A 20,916-nucleotide genomic window follows, 5' to 3' on the forward strand; every position below is an offset into this window, starting at 1 on the left:
TGTACTCTGACCCCAATATTTGTTGTGGATTACGCTTCGGATTGTAGGGCTTGCTTCTTCAGTGCTTCTATCATGTATTGGCGCATTTTAAATTTTTGAAGCTTACCTGTTACTGTCATGGGATATTCTTTTACAACACTGATGTATTTGGGCACTTTAAAGTAAGCAAGCTTAGACTTAAGGTAGTGGCGTATTTGCTCTTCATCTATGTGTTGGTTTTCCTTTGCTTTAATCCATAGGCAAACCTGCTCTCCATACTTATCATCAGGAATGCCGAATACAGCGGCGTCAGACACATCCGCGTGTTGGTATAAGACTTCTTCTATCTCTCGTGGATAAATGTTTTCACCACCGCGAATAATCATATCTTTTATTCTACCGACAATAGTCACATAGCCTTCATCGTCCATTTCTCCTAAGTCGCCAGAGTGAAGCCAGCCTTCATGGTCTATCGTTGCTTTTGTTTTAGTCTCGTCCCCCCAATAACCCTTCATCACACAGTAACCTCTGGCACATATTTCACCTGGCTCTCCAATTGCCACGGTATTACCTTGCGTATCAATAATCTTCACTTCTGTATGAGGCATAGCGCGGCCTACGGTTTTAACTTGTTTTTCAAAAGGCGAGTCTATGTCGGTAATATGATTAATAGGGCTACACTCTGTTTGACCATAACCTATCACTACTTCTGTCATATGAAATTCGCTGTGCACTTTACGCATAAGTTCTTCTGGGCAAGTGCTTCCCGCCATCACACCAGTTCTTAAAGAAGATAAGTCAAAGCTCTTGAACGTCGGAAGTTCAAGCTCCGCGATAAACATGGTTGGAACACCGTGCAATGCCGTGCACTTTTCTTCTTCCACAGTGCGGAGAGTTGTCTCGGGGTCGAAAGACTCGCCTGGAAATACAGCACAGGCACCAGATGCGACACAAACCAAGCTACCTAAAACCATTCCAAAACAATGATAAAGAGGGACAGGAATACAAAGTTTGTCTTTGTGGGTGAAGCGCATAGCTTGTGCTACAAGTAAGCCGTTGTTAAGAATATTTCGGTGCGTTAAGGTCGCGCCTTTAGGATTGCCTGTAGTACCTGAGGTAAATTGAATATTAATATCATCGTTGGCGCTTAACGTGTTTTCGATTTCAGTTAACTGCCTTTTTAATGTATCTGTAGGCGTGATTTGCAACGTGGAAAAAGGTTTTAATCCGACTACTGGCTCGTTGCCTATTGTATAAACTTGTTTAAGTGAAGGTAGCTTTGAACATACGAAAGCGTTGCCTTCTTCCATATTTCTTAGTTCTGGAGCAAGCTCTTGTAACATCGAGACATAATCGGATTGTTTAAATGATTGCGCCATGATGAGGAACTTAACTTCGACATTGTTCACTGCAAAAGCTAATTCGTCAGGCCGATAGGCAGGGTTTAAGCACACCATAATTGCGCCAATGCGAGCGGTGGCCATTTGAACGAGTGACCACTCTATATTGTTAGGCGACCAAATACCGACGCGATCACCGGGTTTTACGCCATCACTGAGTAACCCACAAGCGACGCTTTCTACTTGTTCCCAATATTCTCGATATGACCATCTAACATTTTGGTGTCTCACAACGATAGCTAAATTATTTGAATAATTGTCGACAATACGTTTTAAGTATTGCCCAATGGTCAACGATGTTAGTTCTGTGTTGGTAGGGCCATTGTACTCACTTTTTATTAGAGGAAATGAAGTTTCTAGCAGGGTTGTTGAATCCGTCATAACTTGTCTCCATATGCTTTCGCATCTACTTTTTAGTTGCATAACTATCGTTAGTTCACGCGATTTATGTTCAAGGCGTTGGCCACAAATAGATGTTTACCTTGCGTGAAAAATAGTGGCGTAAACAACTACTTCGAACTTTATTAACAATAGGTTTGCAAAATGGTTTTGTCGACAAGATGTTAGTCGTATATGGTGTTATGTACCGATGAATTTCGATGATTCGTCTCAGTCAGTAAAAGATACTGAGGAAATGGAAAGCATATTTGACAGGATTTTGACACTTATACGAAAAGGCTTCGCAATGTAACGAAGCCTTGAATAAAACCAGAGTATTGGACTTATATTGACCTATTCCGCATCAAGGTTTTTATAATAAGTTCTATACTCGATACGTGTAATGTATTTATCATCGTTTTCGTCCATAGACTCGAAGTCACCCTCTAGCTTGGCGGCTTCTAGTTCGGTTTTACTAATTTTACCGTCACTGTCCATGTCTATTTTTGTGAATTTGTCGTCTGCGCTTGCTGACATTTCAGTGCGCAATTCCTTATTCTTCTCGGAGATCATTTCGCCGTCATCTTTCGAGAATAGTTCAGGGTTCCCTTTTTCTCTTAACATTGCATCATTAGTGCCTTCGGTCTGGACCTGTGTAATTATTTCGTCACTAAACATTGAAGGCTTTTCGTCAACAAATGCATTAAACTCAGCGCGACTCACCATACTGTCGCCATCGGTATCCATTTTAGACACTAATTGACTATTCATAACACCAGACGACTCCGAGCCGACGATGTAACCATTACTATCCTTGTCTAGGGCATCAAAGCCCATTGAAATTTTTTCTTCGTGATGTCCTGCGAAAGCTGAGGCAGAAAGTGTGGCAGTAATAACTGCACTGGTAATCAAACTAAATTTTGTGATCTTCATAATCAAATTCCTTCTGTTTTTTCATTGCGAACGCGGGCTCTCAATTGCCCTAACCACTAAATGGAACGCATGTTGATGAAGTTGTGACTTCACTCAAACCGATTTAGTTACTCATAGTGTTTTATTCACTTGTTGTGCCAAAGGATTAAGTTTATGAAAAGTAAGGATAAGAAGATTTTATTAACTTCAGAGAGCAACGTGTTTTTGTTAATTTGTCACATCATCTGAAAGATGTTCATACAAAATATTTACGCCTAAAACAAGGTTAGCTGGTCGTTAGCGATGTGTTCAAAGCTTGCACCGATGAGCGGTAAGATACTATCTGCTATAGGTTGAATTTGTTTTTCGATGTAGTGATCATAGTGTAATGGTGCAGACACCGTCTCTATCGTTTGCGGGCCTTGAACCGTAACAACATATGCTATTGTGGTATTCGATTGATAGCGTAAGGGCAAGCCCTGCTCCCTGAAAAGTTCATCGGCACGTCTCGCTGCTTTCACATGAGGTGGAAGGGACTTGGTGTAGGATGATAGGGGCTTTCGCAAACGCTTTTTGTAAACCAATTCATCGTCCATTTGCCCTGATTTGACCGCATTTAGCGTGTCGCTAATGTACTTTTCTATTGGCTGGCCTGAAAATACTTTCTTATACAACTGATATTGAAAAGACTTTGCTAAGGTAGTCCAGTCAGAGCGCACATTTTCTAAGCCTTTAAAAATGAGTTCGTCACCCCTCATTCCCGCGTAGCGTTTTTTACTCCCTTCCGTTGAGCCTCTGATTGTAGGCATAAAAAACGTAGAAAAATGCGATTCAAACTCAATTTCCAAATGACAATCTATCTCGAAACGCTCCCTTAGCAATGCCGTCCATTTCTTATTGATAATTTCAGCAAGCTTTATTCCTGTCTTTCCTGGTGAACCTAAAGTGTCATTTCCTTCCACGTGGACAAAGGTTGAGTCGGTATCGCCGTAAATAACTTGATAACCTAACTCTTCAATCCATCCGGCAGTAGTCTGCATGATCTCATGACCACGAAGGGTAATTGAACTGGCGAGTCGTGGGTCGTAAAAAGGGCAGCCGCCGCTGCCTAATACACCATAAAATGAGTTCATTAATATCTTAATGGCTTGTGAGCGCGGGGAATCCTTTTGTTTTTTTGCTTCGTCACGTTGAAGCCAGAGATTTTCGATAATTGCTGGAAGAAAGTGGATGGTTCGACTAAATACTGCACCTTTGAAGCCCTCAATCGCGTTCTCCGGTGACTTCAATCCTTCTGCCAATCCCACAGGATCTATTTTAAATGTTCGTATGATAGACGGGTACAAGCTCTTAAAATCGAGAACTAAGACATCTTTATAAAGGCCTGGCTGGGAACGCATAACGTATCCCCCTGGGCTTGCCAGCCCTCCATTTTCTGGTCTAACACCAGCGACATAGGCACGGCGATGGAGCTTGGGTAGGTAAACATTGAGAAACGCCGCCACTGATCCGCCCGGCCTGCTCATATCGAGGCCGGTTAACGTGCTTCGTAAAGCGAGGAAGTCGATAAACTGCGTTTTTTCCTGAATACGGTTTACCAGTTCTGTGTCTTTGAAGTTATAGTTCGCTAATGCAATAGGATCTTCATAATATAGGCGCTTTATAGCAGCAAGTTTGTCGCTTTCTTGAATAAGCTTGTTTTCACCCAGTAATGCTTCTGAAACGTGATCAAGTGAATAAGACTCAAACTGGTAAGTCATGGTTTTCAATGCTTCAATACCATCGATAACGCAGCGACCGGGTACATCGACCAGAGTCTGGTCCTCCCATTGCCGCACTGAAGCCTCCCGCGAGCGGCGTCCAATATTGAAATTTAAGTTATTCGCTTTCGTTCTACGAGCAAGCACAGCCATATCAAACTGCTTAACATTCCACCCTAAGATAATGTCAGGGTCGAATGTTGTTATATGCGTGAAAAATGCATTAAGAAGCTCTCGTTCAGATTCGACAACGATAAGTTGATAGGGATTTTCCTTCGCCGCGGTGAACTGGTGTTTAGAAAAACCAGGAGGACAAACCAGTATTACAATATTCAATCCGTCACCGGACAAAGCAATGCTGAACAGTTCTTCGTTTTCGCTACATTCAATATCTATGCTGAGGGATGAAAATGTCGTTCTATACTCGCAAGATCTTATTTGTACATTTTCGATGGTATCAATAAGCGGTTCATTATTTTTACTCTCAGAATTAAGCGCAGGAGCAACGAATTCAACGGCGCCATAAACAAACCGCTCCATCAGATAACGGTCGGCCACCCTAATATCAGCCTCATATAAAATAATGTCTTTTTCCCGCGCCAATTGACGCAACTGATGCATTTGAGTTTCCGTTTTGGTCTTGACGGTCGCTACTTTGGTTTGTTCTAGGGTGTAAAAACCATCGTCGGAAACGAAGAGTTTAAGCGAGATATGATCTGCTAGCTCTCTTAGTAACGGCTCCTGCTCTTCTGCTACAAAACAAGTGGGATTTTGGGGGGACGAGATGAGCTTCACAATTTGCTTTGCAGTTTTTACCCACAGTTCTACATACACTTTGCCCCGCACTGTGAACGTGCTTTTATTGAGTATGAAACCTTGATGTATTGAAGTGCTTGGCATGATTCCGTTTAGAGAAAGCGACATTTTATAAGATGAGATACTGATGACTCTTGTATTCGTCAACAAGCCACCACTCTTGAGTATACCGTTTGTTATCACCAACTCCTATAGTTCTCTATTCGACAGATATGTTTGTCTTTACGTAGGGAGCGAGGTAGAAACGTAGTACTTTGAGCGGTTTTCTTTGGTGATGACATTTAAGGTTACTTAGATGAATAACCGAAACATTGGCTAAAAACTTCAGCGAGGGCGGTATGGAATATCTATATGACAAGCAGGTAGAACCTGGCGAGTTTATAGAAATTGCGGAAGGAGTATTATGGCTAACTATGCCTTTACCTTTCGACCTAGACCATATTAACCTTTATTTGTTAAAAGGCGAGGGCGGCTGGGTGGTGCTTGACACTGGCATAGGAACCTCCACAACGAAATCACTATGGCTGCGTATTTTTGAACAGTTAAACGCACCCATTGTCGGTGTGATTGTGACGCATCTACATCCTGACCATGTTGGGTTAGCGGGGTGGATTGCTGACACGTACAACGTCCCGTTTTATATGACGCAAACCGAGTATTTTACGGCCAGAGCTTTTTCTGCCGGTAGAAATGGGGCAACAAATGAAAGAGATATACTTTATTATCAACGTGCCGGTCTTGATGATGCCTTAATTGAAAAACTGACTGCAGGAGATGGGAATGGCTACAGTAGCGTTGTGTCTCCCTTGCCAATCAGCTACACACGACTTAAAGATGGTATGACGTTGTCTCTAGGAAAGGATGAATGGAAAGTAATTATCGGCCGTGGTCACTCTCCAGAGCACGCATGTCTTTTTAACGAAAGGAAGAATATTTTAATTTCAGGCGATCACATCCTACCTATTATTACCCCTAACATTGGTGCCTATTCCACAGAGCCCGATGCAAATACCTTAGATGATTATTTGAGTACCTTGCCTCAATTTAAATTGCTGCCAAAAGACGTCACTGTACTACCAGCTCACAAGTTACCATTTGTCGGTCTACATGAAAGGGTCGATACGCTTATAGAGCATCACCACGAACATTTAAAGGCATTGCTTGAAGCTTGTGAACGCCCTCAAACGGTGGTAGCACTGCTGCCCGTTATGTTTAAACGAAAGTTATCAAGCCGAAATATGGTCTTTGCAGTAGCAGAATGCCTGTCTCATTTAAATTATTTATATAGTAAGGGAATGCTTTCTCGCGATGTTAACGATAAAGGTCACTACGAGTTTACCGCTATAGAAACAAATTAATCAGGCTGTTCATACTTCTTCCTGCACAATGTCAGATGGCTCAGTGACGCTTTCTGAGCTATTGACCTTCGAGTGAGAAGGTTGTTTAGGAATAGAGATTTCGACCACCGTCCCTTTTGCTTCCTTGCTGCTTATTGATATTTTACCTTGATGTTGTTCTATCGCTGTATAAGCGACAGATAAGCCCAAGCCTTGCCCTTGTCCCTCGGGCTTTGTGGTGAAAAAAGGTTCGAAAACACGCTTCAAATGTTGGGCTGGAATACCACACCCTGAATCAAGTATTTTAATGATAACGCGATCGCCTGACTCTTGAACGCTGAGTTTTATAACGCCTTTGGTGTCTATGGCCTGCGCGGCATTGATCATCACATTCATTAACGCTTGCTTTAACGGGCCGGGGTTACCCATAACTTCAACTTTTTCTAACTCACAGTCGAATTTATATTGAGGTGTGCTGTATTGAGCCGAAATTAGAGTAATAAGCTGATTACATACGGTACATATATCAACGGTTTGAACACCTTCTGAATTTTCTAATGAAAAGTTCTTTAGGTTCTCTACTATGTCTTTAACTCGCGTTAGCCCGTCCGTAGATTCTTCGATTAATTCGGTTATATCCTCTTTCAATAGCTCGTAGTGGTTCGATTGATAGAGCGCTTCTATTTGCTCGTTTAGTTCGTCGTTGAAGTTTTCAATATGTGAGTAGACACCATCGCATATAGAAATGAGATGAGAGGCGTATTGCCCAAGCGTGTTGAGATTGGCATTCACAAATCCGATAGGGTTATTGATTTCGTGAGCGATACCCGCAGCAAGCTGGCCAGTAGACGCCATTTTCTCTGCTTGAATAAGCTGACTTTGTGCGGTGTCGAGTTTTCTGATCAGCTTTCTTTGCGCTTCATGTTCTTTTTTTAGAGCTTCTGATAGTTTTTGTTGTGCTCTGAAATAACTTGCTTGTGCTGTCACATCTTGAAGAAAAATACATGCGTATCTCTGGCCCGTCGCTTTATCTTTGACGGGCAGAATTTCCATATTTTGATACATTTGAGTTTCTTCACCCGTTATTGGGCGAGAACTTTTAAATGGAAATATGTGAGGACGCTGTTCCCAATAGCTAAAACTGGGATGCTGCAATACAAAGACCGACTTAAGTCTGCGTTTTAAAAACTTGCCTTGGCCGTGGAATAAGTCAGTAACCGGCGTCTCTTTATAATTTTTACGCAATTCATGGGGCAGTCTGTCTAAAAAAAAATCATTCAAATAAACAACATTGAAGCTCTCGTCAACAATACCTATCCCGACCGGTAATTTACCTACCAGCTGTTCAAACATTATGCGAGCAACTCATCCAATGTAGCTTTCATTCGCGCAAGAGACTCGTCGTCTAAACAGAAAACTACGCGCATGCTGAACGATGAAATTGCAATGACAAATTGCACTTCCATAACTAGGCTGTGCTGCCATTTAAGGTCATCGAAATTGCTTTTATCTGGCTGAAACAAGGTTGGCATGTTTAGGTTAGTCGTCAGTTCCAGCTGATCGGAGAGGCCTGCCAGACAGGCGCCTGCCAAAATATTACAAAGTTCTAGAATAATCTCTTGAATGTCTTCTTTACTCAACGGGTCGTCGTAGTCCATCAACGTAGCCACTTCCGTCAAGCCAGCCCTAGAGAGCACAGACATTACTTCGCCATGTACATCTCCTAAAAAAGACTGTCGAGTATAGAAGGAATCTTCTGTTTCAAATAAAAGGCTATAGAGCTGAGTAGGGGTAACTGCTGAAATCTTTGGAATAGAAATATCAATTTTGGTTTCTATCAACTGTGCGAGAGAATTGGCGGCTTGCCCCATAGAAATATTTAACAATTCCTGAAGCGCATCTCTTTGCTCTTCATCTAGCGGTAGTACGATACTCATAGATACCCCAGCTCAAATAATGCCATTGCTAACTCTTCTTTATCTAGCGGCTTGCGAAGAAAACGCTTAGCTCCTAGAGACATTACAATTTTCTGCTTTTCCGGCTGAAAATCAGCACTTATTACAATAACGTTTGGTGCATCGGGCCTCTCATGCAAGAATTCCAACACGCCCACCCCATCCACTTCCGGCATGGTAAGGTCTAATAGAACAAGTGCAAAACTCCTCTCTGATAGCTCATTAATAGCTTCTTGGCCGTTCGTTGCTTCGGTAATATCGTATTCAAGGTCCTGGGGGAGTGCTCGAATAACACTGCGCCTCGATAACTTTGAATCATCAGCAACTAATACAGAAAGTGACATTTACAGCCTCCTAGAGCGGCATTTAGAGGAATATCTTTTAATAAAGTATGAGCAGTTTTAGCATTACCGCAATAAACTCGTTAAAAAAATTGCTCGAGTGTTATCGCAATAACGATTTTTATAAAGTATATGGCAGAAGTGACTTTTATGCGTATTAGACTTTTAGTTGAAATGAGAGGATGTTAGCTGATGATGAGTAGGCGTGTACGAGTGTTCAGTACACACCGTTCTGAGCTAGCTATTTTGTAAAGCGTACATCTTTTCTAGCGCCTTAGGCATCGAATCAACGTAACGTTTTACATCTGCAATTCTTCCCATGCTTACGCGAGACCAATTAGTGTAGGTACGATAAATTCCTCGTATCAGCACGTCCTCTTCGGCCATGGCTTGACGGAAATATTCAGCGTTGCCGTCACCCAAATTAACAAAGACAAAGTTAGTACTCGACGGCAGAGCTGTCAAACCGTTTGCTTTGACAGCATCTATAACCATTGCTTTACCCTCGTATATTTTCTCTTTCGAGAACGTCAGAAAAGCCTCATCATTGTAGCTTGCAATGGCGGCAGCAAGGCCAGCTTGATTCAAGGTATAGCCACCCATACCATAGCGGTTAATCCAATCCGTATTTTCCTCTGATGCTATAAGGTAGCCAACTCGCATGCCAGCTAAGCCATAAATTTTAGAAAAAGTACGAGCAACAACCACGTTGTGTCCTGCTTTAACAAGGGGGATCATCGTGTGTTTTGGTGGTTCATCAATCAGTTCATTGTAAGCTTCATCAACCAATACAAGTGTTTTTTTAGAGGCCTTAATGCAAAAGTCTCGTAACTTGTCTGGGTCGAGTATTTTACCTGTTGGGTTATTTGGGTTACAGATATGAACCATGCCAGTGGAATCATCAATTGCTGCGTACATGGCGTCAAGGTCAATGTCGAGTTCTGCTGTATTAGGAATTCTTACTATTTCGGGCGCGCCTTGTTTTTCCGGGGCTTTTGATGTGGTATCCCAAAAGAGATCTGGCCCAAGAATTTTTCCTTTTTTACTGGCTGCGAGCGCAGTATAAGAGAGAATAGGGCTAGAGCCTGCGCTTAAAGAAAGGTTCTTACGTGAAATACCGTGGCGTTCTGCAATCATATCTAAAAGTGTCATTGCGGCTGGGTAAGCATAATATGCGCCACCTTCAGCGGAGGCCTTAGTAATTGCTTCCAATGCTTTAGCGCTTGGGCCAAATGGGTTTTCATTAGCATTGAGTTTTGCTACACCCGGTGAGGGGCCATATGTCACAGCGGGAATGGGGCTGGTAATGGCTCCTGCTGTTTGTGCAGCAGTAAATGTACTAAATCCGCTTACTCCGAGTGCTGACGCAGCTACCGAACCTCCGATAAATAAGCGTCTTGAACGGCTATGGCTCATGATTCTCTCCTTTTAGACGTGTTATATGGCTTTGTAGAACATGGCGCTTGATACAATGACGAGATAAATACCGAAAAGGCGTTTTAGTTTCTTTTCACTGAAGTTATGTGCCATTTTTGCTCCAATAGGTGCAGTGAATATGGCGCCTATACTAATTGCGATAAGCGCAGGTATATTGATGTAGCCAATAGTGCCAACGGGTAGAGAGGCAGTATCAGGGTGTTTCATAAACAAAAATCCGATAGCACCAGGAAGTCCTATTAAAAAGCCTACGCCAGCTGCGGTTGCCACAGCCTGTTGGATAGTGCGCTGACACATTACCATTGTGATAACCGTTGGCGTGCCGCCGCCTATACCAAGAAGTGCTGAGAATCCACCGAGAACAAATGCCAACACTGCTTTACCAATACCTTTTGGCATGTCGAAAACCAGGCCAGGTCTTACGACAAATTCGGGAAATAAAAAATACACCGAATAGAGTAAAACACCTGCCGCGAAAACCACGGTAAGCCCGTTGGCGCTTGTGTTGTTAGCGATAAGCAGGCCACCGCCAACTCCTAGAACGAGCCAGATACTCCAAGACCGCAGAATATCGAAATCTACGGCGCCTTTGGCTCGATGAGCCATGACAGAGCGAGCGCTGGAAACCACAATGGAGGCTAATGATGTTCCTATAGCAACTTTTACGAGCGCTTCTGACGGAGGAGTAAAAAAAGGAAAGACGGCGAGCAGGGCTGGAACAACAACAAACCCTCCACCATTGCCAAAAAGGCCTGCGGTGATACCAGCTATGGCACCGGTTATACACAAGGTAACTACAAACCACAGTAGTTCTAGTTCCATTTGCATTCTACTCCACACAATACTGCTATAAACATTGAAGAACCTTTCTTTAGGATTTACTTATATACGGTTATATAAAACGCAAACACCGGCGTGAGCCGGTGTTTTTTGTACCCCATTAAAAGCGGGCAGCTAGGCGGGTGTAGTAGTACCCTCCTTGCCAGTCAACTATTGAGCCTGAGTCGTATAGTTCGCCACAACAAGCGTCGCCATTTGTACTCAAATCTGGATAGTTGTCGAACAGGTTTCTGATACCTACCGATAACGTGAAGTTCTCATTGACAAGATAAGAGCCTTCAATATCAAACATAAATTCGTCACCAAAAGTTTGAATGCTTTCAGCATTGACACTAACACCGTTATCACTTCCTGCGTTTTCGTACTCGCCGAAGTAGCTTAGGCGAGCAACTGCAGACCATACGTCATAACTGTGAGTGACAGAGAACACCCCGCGCATTTCAGGCGTACCATTCTCAAAGTCGAATTGATCTTCAGGGTCGAGATACTCACTAGGGTCCGAATCAAACTCGGTTTTGTTGTAGTTTATTGAGCCAGTTAAAATGGTTGCGCCGTATTTAGATTCCATCTTGTATGTAGCAACAACGTCTAAACCTTCGGTTACTGTATCGAATGCGTTTTGGAAGAAGAAAACGCCACCGATAGACTCTGCGCCAGATACATTTGCTCCAGCAAGCGCCAAGTAGTTTTGGTAAGCATCGTAACCGCCTGCATCTGGGTCGGTAACGACCGTTGTGGATACATCACGTGTAGATACGGAGTAGAGGCGGTCCTCTAACTTGATATTGTAATAATCTACAGTGAGCGTTAAATCGCCGTAGTTAGCCGTCATACCAAGAGTGAAGTTAGTAGACTTCTCCGGCGAGAGCTCTTCTGCACCTAAAGCCTGTGCTACCTCACCACCAGCTGGGAACAAACCAGTCGCAACTGGGAAACCATTAGGCAAGCGAGTGGATACGTTCGTCGTACCTTGCTGACCTGGTGTTGGCGCTCTAAAGCCTGTACCAAATGAAGACCTAAAGCCTACGTCATCATTTAGCTGGTAAAATGCCGCAACTTTGTATACGAGTTCAGAGCCAAAATCTGAATAGTCTTCATAGCGCAATGCGGCTTGTGCGAACAACTCATCAGTAATGTCGCCTGAAATGTCGGTATAAAGCGCATACGAATCACGTTCGTATGAGCCTGAATAGTCAGGTGAATAACCTGGGAAACCGTTAGAGCCAACGCCAACCACGGTATAAACCGCGTCATCAGGGTCTGCACAGTTTAATGATGAACCGTTTGCGATAACGGCTAAACCTTCGCTGGTGGCTGATGTCCCGTCGCAAAAACCATAGGGGTCGGACGTGGCGTAAGGTCCGGCAAAATATGAGCTTACTTCTCCTTCAGAAATTTCATAAGACTCATCTAGATAACTTGCTCCAAAAGCTAGTATGTACTCACTCATGTCGTAAGTGAAGTCTGCTTGAATTTGGGCTTCTTCGTTAGTGAGATCGCCTGGTTGAAATGACGTGGGTGATTCGTTACCCAGAGAAGGGTTAATAGTATTTGCTAACGTGTAAGAGATTTCGTTATTGCCGTAGCGGCCGCTGATATCGTAGGTAAGGTCGCCAGACATACCTTTTATCCCGCCTACGAAAGAGTAGTCGGTAACGTCACCAAAAAATCGAGGGGTGAAGCCGCCAGGGAAAAATTCGGTCGGATTCCAAATAGAGCCGTCTTCCAAGCGAATGTCTTCAATAGTGCCGTTACCCGGATAACGATAATAGAAAGAACCATCCCCTTCACTTTCAGAGTAGTTACCAAAAGCGTATAGCTCTGCTTCTGCCGATAAGGTATAGCCAGAATTGAAAAATATGCGTTTACCGCTGGTATTGGGTTGCCCCCAAGGCTGCACTACGTCTGAATCATGGACGCTATTTGCCATGGCAGTGGCATCAGCAATATATTGGTCAGATTGCTCATCAACACAGAACCAAGGTTCACAATATTGTTCGCCCCTAAATGTTGCTTCACTGTCTGAGTATTCGGCTGAGATACTGAAAAAGCCGTCGTCGCCTAAAGCGAAGCCCTTGTTACCTGTAACGGTAACCTGATCCCCGTCACCTTCATAATAGGTTCCGTAGTCAATGGTAAAAGACCCGCCTTCCGTGTTGTCTTTTAACTGAAAATTGATAACGCCTGCGATGGCGTCTGAGCCGTATTGTGCAGCTGCGCCGTCACGAAGAACTTCTACTGTTTTAATCGCTGCGGTTGGAATGGTAGCGATATCTGGCCCTTGAGTGCCTGAGCCTCCAATTGAAACAAGTGCTGCTCTGTGGCGGCGCTTAGAATTTACTAATACCAACGTTTTATCAGTAGGCATGCCGCGAAGTGTCGCAGGCCGAATAAATGTACCGCCATCGGAAATTGGTTGGCGGCCCACTGAGTAAGAGGGGACCAATGTCATTAAAACATTGTTCATGTCAGTAAACGCAACCGCCTCTACATCTTCAGCGGTTAAAACATCAACAGGCACTGGCGAACTTGTTACTGAGCGAGGCGCTCCTCGCGCCCCTACAACGGCAATGCGCTCTAAATCTTTTGCTTCAGTTGTTTCTTCTGCCGCGTCTTGTGCTTGAACAAGCATAGACGTAGTAAAAAAAGTTATTCCAGTAAGTGCGTAACGAACTGCGGTGTGGAGTTTCTTCTGTTTCATCAGCGTTCCCAATCGTGCTTATTGCTACTTAATTTATGAATGTGGATTGTCTTAATCTGCACTCTTTTTAGGCACGCACGAGCACTACATTGATGCAGGTTGCATCTTGTTATTTTTATTCTGTAACTCGTGTACAGGTACTAGGCTAAGAACTCTTCAGCACTGGTGGAAGAAAGAAGAATATTCAAGGGTATAAGAAAAGTATTGAGCATGGACGCAACCCCCATTATGCGTGGCTTAATACTTAAGTATTACGTTATATGATTTTTTGTTGGGTTCTATTTTCCCTCATAAATTTACAATTTTGCTGCATATAACCTAATGGAATGGCATATAGCTTGCCTTTTATACGTTGTATCTGTTGATTTACATCGATATTTCATCGGTCATCCGTAGGTTAGTTTTTTAGGGGAAGTCAGTGCATTCTAAACAGCTGCGTTATTTTATAACTACAGTGCAAAAGGGAAGTATTGCTGGTGCCGCAAGAGCTCTCGATATCGCTCAACCGGCGATAAGTCAACAACTCGCGAGCTTAGAACGGGAGGTAAAAACAACGTTACTTGAAAGGAGCTTTGCTGGGGTTAATTTAACGCCTGCCGGTGAGGTTTTTTATTCACATGCAGAGAAGATATTAAGCGAAATTGAAAATGTGAAAGCAGTAATGGAAGGTTTTACCGTGGGGCAAGGTAAAAAAATTAAAATAGGCATGCTTCCGTCTATTGGTAATGTGCTTTCACTACCGCTGTTGACCGAAATAACGAAACATCATAAAGATCTTAAGGTTGAAATTAGTACAGGCCCGTCTTACACAATTAACGATTGGCTATCGTCAAAACAAATCGACGTTGCGCTTACTTATCAGCAGGCCATCGACCTGAAGTTCATGAGCGTTACCCCCTTAATCCAAGAAGAGCTACATCTTGTGTTTACAGCATCAGATGCACATTCTGAATACGCTCACTTGAGGGAAAAATCGATGATTAAATTCTGGGAAATCAGTGAACTACCGCTCTTATCTCCCGGCAACAAAGATGCACTAGGGCAACTTATAACTGATTATGAAAAGGCGACCGGCGTTAGCCTTAAACACGATTTAGCCTACTCAGGGCAATTAATGACGGGACTTAGGCAAGTCATGCAAGGGGAAGGTGTAATGATTTTGCCTACTTCAGCTATCTTTCACTTAAAAGAGTCAGGGCTTGTGTCCACACTCAAAATTGTCCAACCAGAAATGCACCGTACTGTGCTCGCGGCTACAAATAAGAGAGCAAAATCAGGGAAAGATCTTTTACGGGTTGTAGACATCATCAGGAAAGTCGTTGCAATAGAAAATGCGTTAAACCATTGGAGTGGAACCTTGGAATTTGCAACGTCATCGTTTATTTCACAGTCAGCTTGAGGAGAACCTTTAGTTGCTAGGTTCTCCTCGAACGCTGCATTAATCCGCGCATTCAGGAAGCTCTATATCAACAAGTACTGGCAAGTGATCGGAAAATACACGGGTCTTTGCGTTTTTTAATTTTCGACAGGCTTTTACCCTAATATCATCAGAAACCCATACACGGTCGAGAGAAAATACGGGGAAGTGACTGGGAAAAGTAGCCCCTATTTTTTGTTGATTGAGAAGACCGTTTAAAGCATGAAATGCTCTTGAAAAGAACTGCCACTCATTAAAGTCTCCTGCCAAAAAGAGAGGCGTTTTATGTTGCTTTAGCCTCGACGATAAATGCTCATGAAGCTGTGAAAACTGTGAGCGACGCTCCAGTTTTTTGAGCCCCTTATGGGTATTGACGACAGTCAGCGGCGTTTTCTCAGTTTGTAGCTCAATAATCTGAACATTTCTAGGTTGTCTTCCCCTTTGACTCACATCGACAGTATCGTGAGAAATAACATCAAAACGGGTAAGTATGGCATTGCCATACCAACCGTCAGCTTCTCTTATTGCCGGTGAGGGAATGAGTTTGAACGTGTTTTCAGCACATATATCCTTCACATCTTGCGCTGTGTTTCGATGTGGCGGGCGGGTATCCATTTCTTGTAGCAGCACAACATCCGCCCCACTATTTGCTAGAAATTGCCCTATGCGCTTGTAATCATGCTTTTTATCTCTGCCAACGCCGCTATGAATATTGTAAGTCACTATGCGGCACATTTATCTGCCTCACTTTTACTACGGCTATCATCATTTACTTCGTCAGTACCAGATTCTCTACGAGCTTGATAATAACGGGCGAATTTTTGTGAACCCCAAATCATAAGCCCCCACAGTACTATGCCGCCCACTAAATAGCTGATGGTCTTAGGAGAGGGGTTTTGCCATATCTGAGCAATAGAATCTCCCACGAGACCTTTCGCAATCATAGGAGGAAACATGCCCAAAAACGTACCGACCAAGAATTGAAAAATACCTATCGATGAAATTCCGGCCACAAGGTTGACTAAACTGAAAGGTGCGATAGGCAGCATACGGATAGCGGCCACACCTACGATGCCACTGCGTTTAAGCTTTTCATCGACCGCCGCTACTTTGGGGCCGCCTAGCTTTTTAAGCCCAGCATTTCCCGAAAGTTTGCCTATACCAAACATAATGGCTGAACTCATGAGCGCGCCCATCATACCGTAAATAGGCCCCCATATAGGGCCAAAAATTGCGGCTACGGCAAGGGATAAAACCGTGACGGGAAAAAATAGAATACCGCCCACAACATACACCAAAAGAACGGTTGGTAGCGCAAAGTAGGTGCCTCTACTTTTCTCCAAGAAAGCATTAATACTGTCTGAACTTAACCATGGAATTGATTGGCTTGCCCAAAACATTAAACCGCCTAAAACAGCAATGATCACCAAACCCATTAAGATCATAATGCTCCGACGTTTTGGGTTGCGAGCAGGCAAAGCCGCGCCGTCGAAAGTAGGGACTGAAATTAGAGGCTCTTCAGGGTCAGATAGCGCACGGAACATATTTGTTCCAGAAAGCTCGGTAAAAATCTCATCGCGTACTTCTGTAAGAACATATCCATGGGCTATTTGGCCATGAATCAATGCTTCAACAGGCAAGTCCTCATTAAATATTGCCGGCATTGCTTCAATGTTTCTGCCCGTGTGCTCAGCGAGTAAGTCGTTTCTTACTTGCTCTATACAGGCTTGATTTTCCTTGTCGTTGCCAAACAGTACTGTGTCAATTTCAGTATCTAACGTCATTGAGCGGTTACTGATGTTTGAAGAGCCGATAACAAGGTATTTATTATCGATCGTCATAACCTTTGAATGAATGCGTTTGTAAGCGCGACGCCCCTGCATATCTTCGATAGATGAGTAGGTAAGCTTCACGCGCTTAGGATCGATTCCCTTTTCTAAAATTGCTTTAAATTCAATTCGGCTCGCCCAGAAAGCTTCACATTCAAACTTACCTTTAGGCTCATAAGAACTTACTATAATCACCGAAAGGTTAGGCTTTAATTTCAGCTGTCGATTTAACGCTTCAGCAATTTCTTGCCTGGTTGTGAATTGATTTTCTATGTAAATGACAGATTCAGCTTCACCTATCAGGTCAAGCAGCATATGCCGAACTTCTTGGGCAGGCTCCACCTCATCCATGAAGGGAATAGTTCTCGCTAGCGCACACTCAACGTTTTCAAAGAGCGGCGGATAATCGTCGGGCCACGTTTCAGGCATAGGCGCGTCTTCATCAATAAGTGCATCTTCCCTAATGTTGATAGGCGTATTTTCTGCAACGCGCTGCCATCTCCATCTTACCAGTTTTGCGAAGTCAGCTACGACTGGGCCGCTTGATACCATTTGAACATCGTGTAGTGGACCGTACTCTCCGTCAGGCCCGTTACGTTCCTCTGACACTACCGGGTGGTCACGAGTGTCCCAGCGATTGGTGGAAACGTCCATTCCACCGGAAAATACTAGCTCATCGTCGACAACAACAATCTTTTGGTGCTGACTACCTCCCATCGGGATCGTGTCGTCTAACTCTGTTTGTACGTTTTCCGGTGTTTTTTCTTCCCACACCTCTTTTGCCCACATCTCGCGCTGGGCGAAGAAGGCAAGTGAGGAATCCCATCGCAGTAGGTAAATATTAATTTCAGGGTTTTGCTCAGCTTTCCATTTCAAAAGGTCGCTTATTACGCTTGGGGCTTCACTGTTGGCTTCATCATCGCCTCTGAGCAACCGAATTCGACTGTCAATGTCCCATCCCACAATAAATATACTGTGCTTGGCTTTTACAATGGAGCTATGTAACGCTTTGTAGTAATTACCGCAATCAATGAGTGGCGTCGAGAAGCGGGCTTTACTTTTTACCCAACAGTTTTGGCCTGGTTGAAATACACTCTTACCTGATTGCATGTTTCTATACCTGTTTTTCACTTTTTAATTAGTGAATGAAATTGCAGAATTCGTACCTGATATAAACTTCTCACTGAACTTCGTAAGTTACTGATATTTAATATTAAGAATTTTCTGCTATCTGCTTACGCAAAAAATGAGGGTGGGGTTTGTGTAATATTTTCACGTTTTATTCGTTTTAGTCTCTATAAGTGGAAAAAACATAAGAACTCATCTATATACTTTGCAGTTGTGTGAACTAAAGGCAAAGCAATGAATTTTTTTTCGCGCGAAAATGCGGCAGAACAGGCACTTTCCCAGTCTATCCTCGCGGTTGTGACGATAGATGAAAAAAACAATATCACGTTTTATAACAATGCTGCCCAGCGCTTATGGGGGTATGCGCCAAGTGAGGTGCTTGGTAAAAATATCAGAATGCTCGTCCCTCAAGAGCATCAAGCTAACCACGACAGCTATGTAAATACTCATAGAGCGACCAACGTAAACAAAATAGTTGGAAGCGCCCGAGAAGTAGAGCTAGAAACCAAGAGCGGAGAGCGAATTTGGGTTCAGCTTGCGCTGTCTCAGGTTATTGTCAGTGGTAAAAAACATTACACCGCGTTTGTTCGCGACGTTACTGAGGAAAGAGAGGCTCGGGAGATTGTTGAGCAAACGCTTGAACAGGCGTTAGATGCGGTAGTTTGCATTGATGAAAACAACAATGTGACCCTGTTTAATGCTTCTGCGGAAAAGCTTTGGGGGTACCGGAGAGAGGAAGTGATCGGGTGCAACGTTAAGATGTTGGTACCTCAAGAAATACAATCAAATCACGACAATTATGTTAATGCCAACCGAGAAACAGGTCAGGATAAAATTGTAGGGACAAGTCGCGAAGTAAAAGTCGAGCGAAAAGACGGTAAAAGCTTGTGGGGAAGGCTTTCGCTATCGAAAGTACGGCTGGCAGACAGAACACTTTATACGGCGTTTATAAGGGATGTTACTCAAGAAGTGGAGCAACGAGAGCTACAGCGCATGCTGTCTCTTGTCGCTAACGAGACCGACAATGCGGTTATTATTTCTGATGCAGATGGGCTTATTGAATATGTGAACAATGGATTTTATCGACTGACTGGTTGGCAACTCGAAGAAGTAAAAGGTAAAAAACCAGGGTCTTTCCTACAAGGTGAAGAAACAGACCAGCGAACAGTAAGCGTTATTCGCCAGAAATTAAAAAATAGAGAAGCTTTTTACGATGAGATACTCAACTATAGAAAAGAGGGGACGCCTTATTGGACGTCACTTTCCATTAACCCTGTTTTTAAAGATGGCACACTGGTCAATTTTATCGCAGTCCAAGCAGATATTACTCGCGTAAAACAAATGGCGCTAGACTTTACCAATAAACTCAAGGCAATTGGGAGTGCACTGGTTCTCCTTGAAATGGAACCAAATGGTGAAGTTATAGAAGCGAACAAGCTACTTCGCGACAATTTAAACGGCGTAATTGGTACTAAAGAGTTTGCTAGTGAAGTGATGGGCAAGCTATCGCCTGAGGACAAATCGGCGTTAGAGGCCTCCGGCTTTGTTTCTAAGATTATAGAACTTGAGAAAGACGGAAACTATTTGGCATTTGACGCACGAATTAGTGCGCTTAAAAACTTTAATGGGCAAATCACCCGGTTTGTCTTATTTGCGATCAATATCACGACTCGAAAACAAGCAGTTAACGATACTCAGGATTCGATGAAGGATCTTCTTGTTACCAGTCAAACAATTAGCAATATTGTCGGCACAATTAACTCCATTTCAGAACAAACGAATCTGTTAGCGTTAAACGCGGCAATTGAGGCCGCAAGAGCCGGTGAAATGGGAAGGGGCTTCGCAGTCGTAGCTGATGAAGTAAGGACGCTAGCAGGTAATTCTCAGTCATCTTCAAATGAAATTGACAACCTTGTTAAGGCAACGGTTTCAAAAATTGAGGAGTTGGCACAACTTATTCAGCGCATTGACGGTTAGTTGCTTAGATGTACTAGCTTAGAAAAGGCCTTCGCCACCAGGCGAAGGCCTTCTATTCAAATCTGACTATGTTTTAATGTAGCTTCAGCTAGCAATTAGAAGCGATACTCAACACCAATGCTGGCTTGTTTTAGATCGGTTTCAAAATCGGTATCGTCGATATCGTCAAATGCTTCGTCTGCGTCCAATTCTGTATCATATACAGTATATTCAGCATTAATTAGGAAGTTACTTGTAATCGCATAGCTTAGACCTGCGCCAACGAAAAGGCTCTCATCGTCGTTATCTCGCGATATACCTGCAAAATTATATTCAGTTTCAGACCAAAGCTGACCCGCCTTAGCATAAAGTGAGAAGCGTTCGGTTAACGGTAAAATACCTTTAATTGCCGCGGTATAGCCATCAGTTTCAGCGCCAGCAATATCATTACCATAATCGCCAAAGTCAATGTAGCCACCTTCAATCGCTACCCACTCATTGAATTTGTAACCCACTAGGCCTTGCCATACGTCTTTGTCATCATCAAAGTCATCTTCACCTTCAACGCGAAGGTAGCCGTAATTACCACCTACGTAAAAACCGCTGTCTTTCGCTTCAATTTGATTAGATTGAGCGTTTGCGCCAAACGAAGCCATTGCACTAATTGATGCAACCGCAGCTAGGCCAGTAAGTGTTTTAAGTGTGTTTTTCATAAGTTCGTCCTCATTAC

At 43.3% G+C, this 20,916-nt stretch carries 15 protein-coding genes; 3 read left to right on the forward strand and 12 right to left on the reverse strand.

Annotated elements, in window-relative coordinates; translation table 11 throughout:
• Window positions 1-29: 29 nt before the first annotated feature.
• The 3 genes from GVO62_RS15545 to GVO62_RS15555 form a co-directional block, all read right to left on the reverse strand.
• Window positions 30-1,760 (reverse strand): AMP-binding protein, encoded by a 1,731-nt coding sequence (locus tag GVO62_RS15545; RefSeq protein WP_159120014.1) that lies wholly within the window; start codon window positions 1,758-1,760, stop codon window positions 30-32.
• A gap of 351 nt (window positions 1,761-2,111) precedes the next feature.
• A complete protein-coding gene (locus tag GVO62_RS15550; protein WP_159120015.1) occupies window positions 2,112-2,690 on the reverse strand; it encodes an EF-hand domain-containing protein in 579 nt (192 codons plus the stop codon).
• Window positions 2,691-2,944: 254 nt separating this feature from the next.
• Entirely contained in the window at window positions 2,945-5,329 is a 2,385-nt protein-coding gene (locus GVO62_RS15555; RefSeq protein ID WP_159120077.1) for a DNA polymerase II, read from the reverse strand.
• A gap of 254 nt (window positions 5,330-5,583) precedes the next feature.
• Here GVO62_RS15555 and GVO62_RS15560 point away from each other — a divergent pair, with 254 nt between their 5' ends.
• Window positions 5,584-6,603, forward strand: coding sequence for an MBL fold metallo-hydrolase (locus GVO62_RS15560; protein WP_159120016.1), 1,020 nt, complete (start codon window positions 5,584-5,586; stop codon window positions 6,601-6,603).
• Between the two features lie 9 nt (window positions 6,604-6,612).
• On the opposite strand, the gene GVO62_RS15565 is transcribed toward GVO62_RS15560, so the two are convergent.
• The 6 genes from GVO62_RS15565 to GVO62_RS15590 form a co-directional block, all read right to left on the reverse strand.
• The gene (locus tag GVO62_RS15565; protein WP_159120017.1) at window positions 6,613-7,935 is read right to left on the reverse strand and encodes a sensor histidine kinase; all 1,323 of its coding nucleotides are present in this window, start codon (window positions 7,933-7,935) and stop codon (window positions 6,613-6,615) included.
• Complete coding sequence (locus GVO62_RS15570) at window positions 7,935-8,519, reverse strand: chemotaxis protein CheX (protein WP_120962149.1); 585 nt, start codon at window positions 8,517-8,519, stop codon at window positions 7,935-7,937. The genes GVO62_RS15565 and GVO62_RS15570 overlap by 1 nt, the downstream gene beginning before the upstream one ends.
• Entirely contained in the window at window positions 8,516-8,881 is a 366-nt protein-coding gene (locus GVO62_RS15575; protein WP_105932065.1) for a response regulator, read from the reverse strand. Before GVO62_RS15575 ends, GVO62_RS15570 begins: the two co-directional genes overlap by 4 nt.
• Window positions 8,882-9,115: 234 nt before the next feature.
• Window positions 9,116-10,294 carry a pyridoxal phosphate-dependent aminotransferase gene (locus GVO62_RS15580; RefSeq protein ID WP_159120018.1) on the reverse strand — a complete coding sequence of 393 codons (1,179 nt, stop codon included), beginning with the start codon at window positions 10,292-10,294 and terminating at the stop codon, window positions 9,116-9,118.
• Between the two features lie 21 nt (window positions 10,295-10,315).
• Complete coding sequence (locus tag GVO62_RS15585; protein WP_105932146.1) at window positions 10,316-11,137, reverse strand: sulfite exporter TauE/SafE family protein; 822 nt, start codon at window positions 11,135-11,137, stop codon at window positions 10,316-10,318.
• 118 nt (window positions 11,138-11,255) lie between these two features.
• Window positions 11,256-13,856, reverse strand: coding sequence for a TonB-dependent receptor plug domain-containing protein (locus tag GVO62_RS15590; RefSeq protein ID WP_159120019.1), 2,601 nt, complete (start codon window positions 13,854-13,856; stop codon window positions 11,256-11,258).
• 418 nt (window positions 13,857-14,274) lie between these two features.
• On the opposite strand from GVO62_RS15590, the gene GVO62_RS15595 reads away from it, so the two are divergent.
• Window positions 14,275-15,255 carry a LysR family transcriptional regulator gene (locus GVO62_RS15595; protein ID WP_105932068.1) on the forward strand — a complete coding sequence of 327 codons (981 nt, stop codon included), beginning with the start codon at window positions 14,275-14,277 and terminating at the stop codon, window positions 15,253-15,255.
• A gap of 39 nt (window positions 15,256-15,294) precedes the next feature.
• On the opposite strand, the gene GVO62_RS15600 is transcribed toward GVO62_RS15595, so the two are convergent.
• Both GVO62_RS15600 and GVO62_RS15605 read right to left on the reverse strand, forming a co-directional pair.
• Window positions 15,295-16,008 carry an endonuclease/exonuclease/phosphatase family protein gene (locus GVO62_RS15600; protein WP_173359194.1) on the reverse strand — a complete coding sequence of 238 codons (714 nt, stop codon included), beginning with the start codon at window positions 16,006-16,008 and terminating at the stop codon, window positions 15,295-15,297.
• Window positions 15,996-18,212, reverse strand: coding sequence for a VTT domain-containing protein (locus GVO62_RS15605; protein WP_159120021.1), 2,217 nt, complete (start codon window positions 18,210-18,212; stop codon window positions 15,996-15,998). The genes GVO62_RS15600 and GVO62_RS15605 overlap by 13 nt, the downstream gene beginning before the upstream one ends.
• A gap of 252 nt (window positions 18,213-18,464) precedes the next feature.
• On the opposite strand from GVO62_RS15605, the gene GVO62_RS15610 reads away from it, so the two are divergent.
• Entirely contained in the window at window positions 18,465-20,207 is a 1,743-nt protein-coding gene (locus GVO62_RS15610) for a PAS domain S-box protein (protein WP_159120022.1), read from the forward strand.
• A 95-nt stretch (window positions 20,208-20,302) separates the two neighbouring features.
• Here GVO62_RS15610 and GVO62_RS15615 read toward each other — a convergent pair whose 3' ends face one another.
• Window positions 20,303-20,899 carry a porin family protein gene (locus GVO62_RS15615; RefSeq protein WP_105932148.1) on the reverse strand — a complete coding sequence of 199 codons (597 nt, stop codon included), beginning with the start codon at window positions 20,897-20,899 and terminating at the stop codon, window positions 20,303-20,305.
• Between the last annotated feature and the right edge of the window lie 17 nt (window positions 20,900-20,916).

The organism is Alteromonas sp. KUL150 (genome assembly GCF_009811475.1).
Taxonomy (GTDB): domain Bacteria; phylum Pseudomonadota; class Gammaproteobacteria; order Enterobacterales; family Alteromonadaceae; genus Alteromonas; species Alteromonas gracilis.

Bases quoted from the DNA above. Each gene is read 5' to 3' on its own strand.
- GVO62_RS15545 (WP_159120014.1), bottom strand. From the start codon at position 1,760: ATGACGGATTCAACAACCCTGCTAGAAACTTCATTTCCTCTAATAAAA.
- GVO62_RS15550 (WP_159120015.1), bottom strand. From the start codon at position 2,690: ATGAAGATCACAAAATTTAGTTTGATTACCAGTGCAGTTATTACTGCC.
- GVO62_RS15555 (WP_159120077.1), bottom strand. From the start codon at position 5,329: ATGCCAAGCACTTCAATACATCAAGGTTTCATACTCAATAAAAGCACG.
- GVO62_RS15560 (WP_159120016.1), top strand. From the start codon at position 5,584: ATGGAATATCTATATGACAAGCAGGTAGAACCTGGCGAGTTTATAGAA.
- GVO62_RS15565 (WP_159120017.1), bottom strand. From the start codon at position 7,935: ATGTTTGAACAGCTGGTAGGTAAATTACCGGTCGGGATAGGTATTGTT.
- GVO62_RS15570 (WP_120962149.1), bottom strand. From the start codon at position 8,519: ATGAGTATCGTACTACCGCTAGATGAAGAGCAAAGAGATGCGCTTCAG.
- GVO62_RS15575 (WP_105932065.1), bottom strand. From the start codon at position 8,881: ATGTCACTTTCTGTATTAGTTGCTGATGATTCAAAGTTATCGAGGCGC.
- GVO62_RS15580 (WP_159120018.1), bottom strand. From the start codon at position 10,294: ATGAGCCATAGCCGTTCAAGACGCTTATTTATCGGAGGTTCGGTAGCT.
- GVO62_RS15585 (WP_105932146.1), bottom strand. From the start codon at position 11,137: ATGGAACTAGAACTACTGTGGTTTGTAGTTACCTTGTGTATAACCGGT.
- GVO62_RS15590 (WP_159120019.1), bottom strand. From the start codon at position 13,856: ATGAAACAGAAGAAACTCCACACCGCAGTTCGTTACGCACTTACTGGA.
- GVO62_RS15600 (WP_173359194.1), bottom strand. From the start codon at position 16,008: ATGTGCCGCATAGTGACTTACAATATTCATAGCGGCGTTGGCAGAGAT.
- GVO62_RS15605 (WP_159120021.1), bottom strand. From the start codon at position 18,212: ATGCAATCAGGTAAGAGTGTATTTCAACCAGGCCAAAACTGTTGGGTA.
- GVO62_RS15610 (WP_159120022.1), top strand. From the start codon at position 18,465: ATGAATTTTTTTTCGCGCGAAAATGCGGCAGAACAGGCACTTTCCCAG.
- GVO62_RS15615 (WP_105932148.1), bottom strand. From the start codon at position 20,899: ATGAAAAACACACTTAAAACACTTACTGGCCTAGCTGCGGTTGCATCA.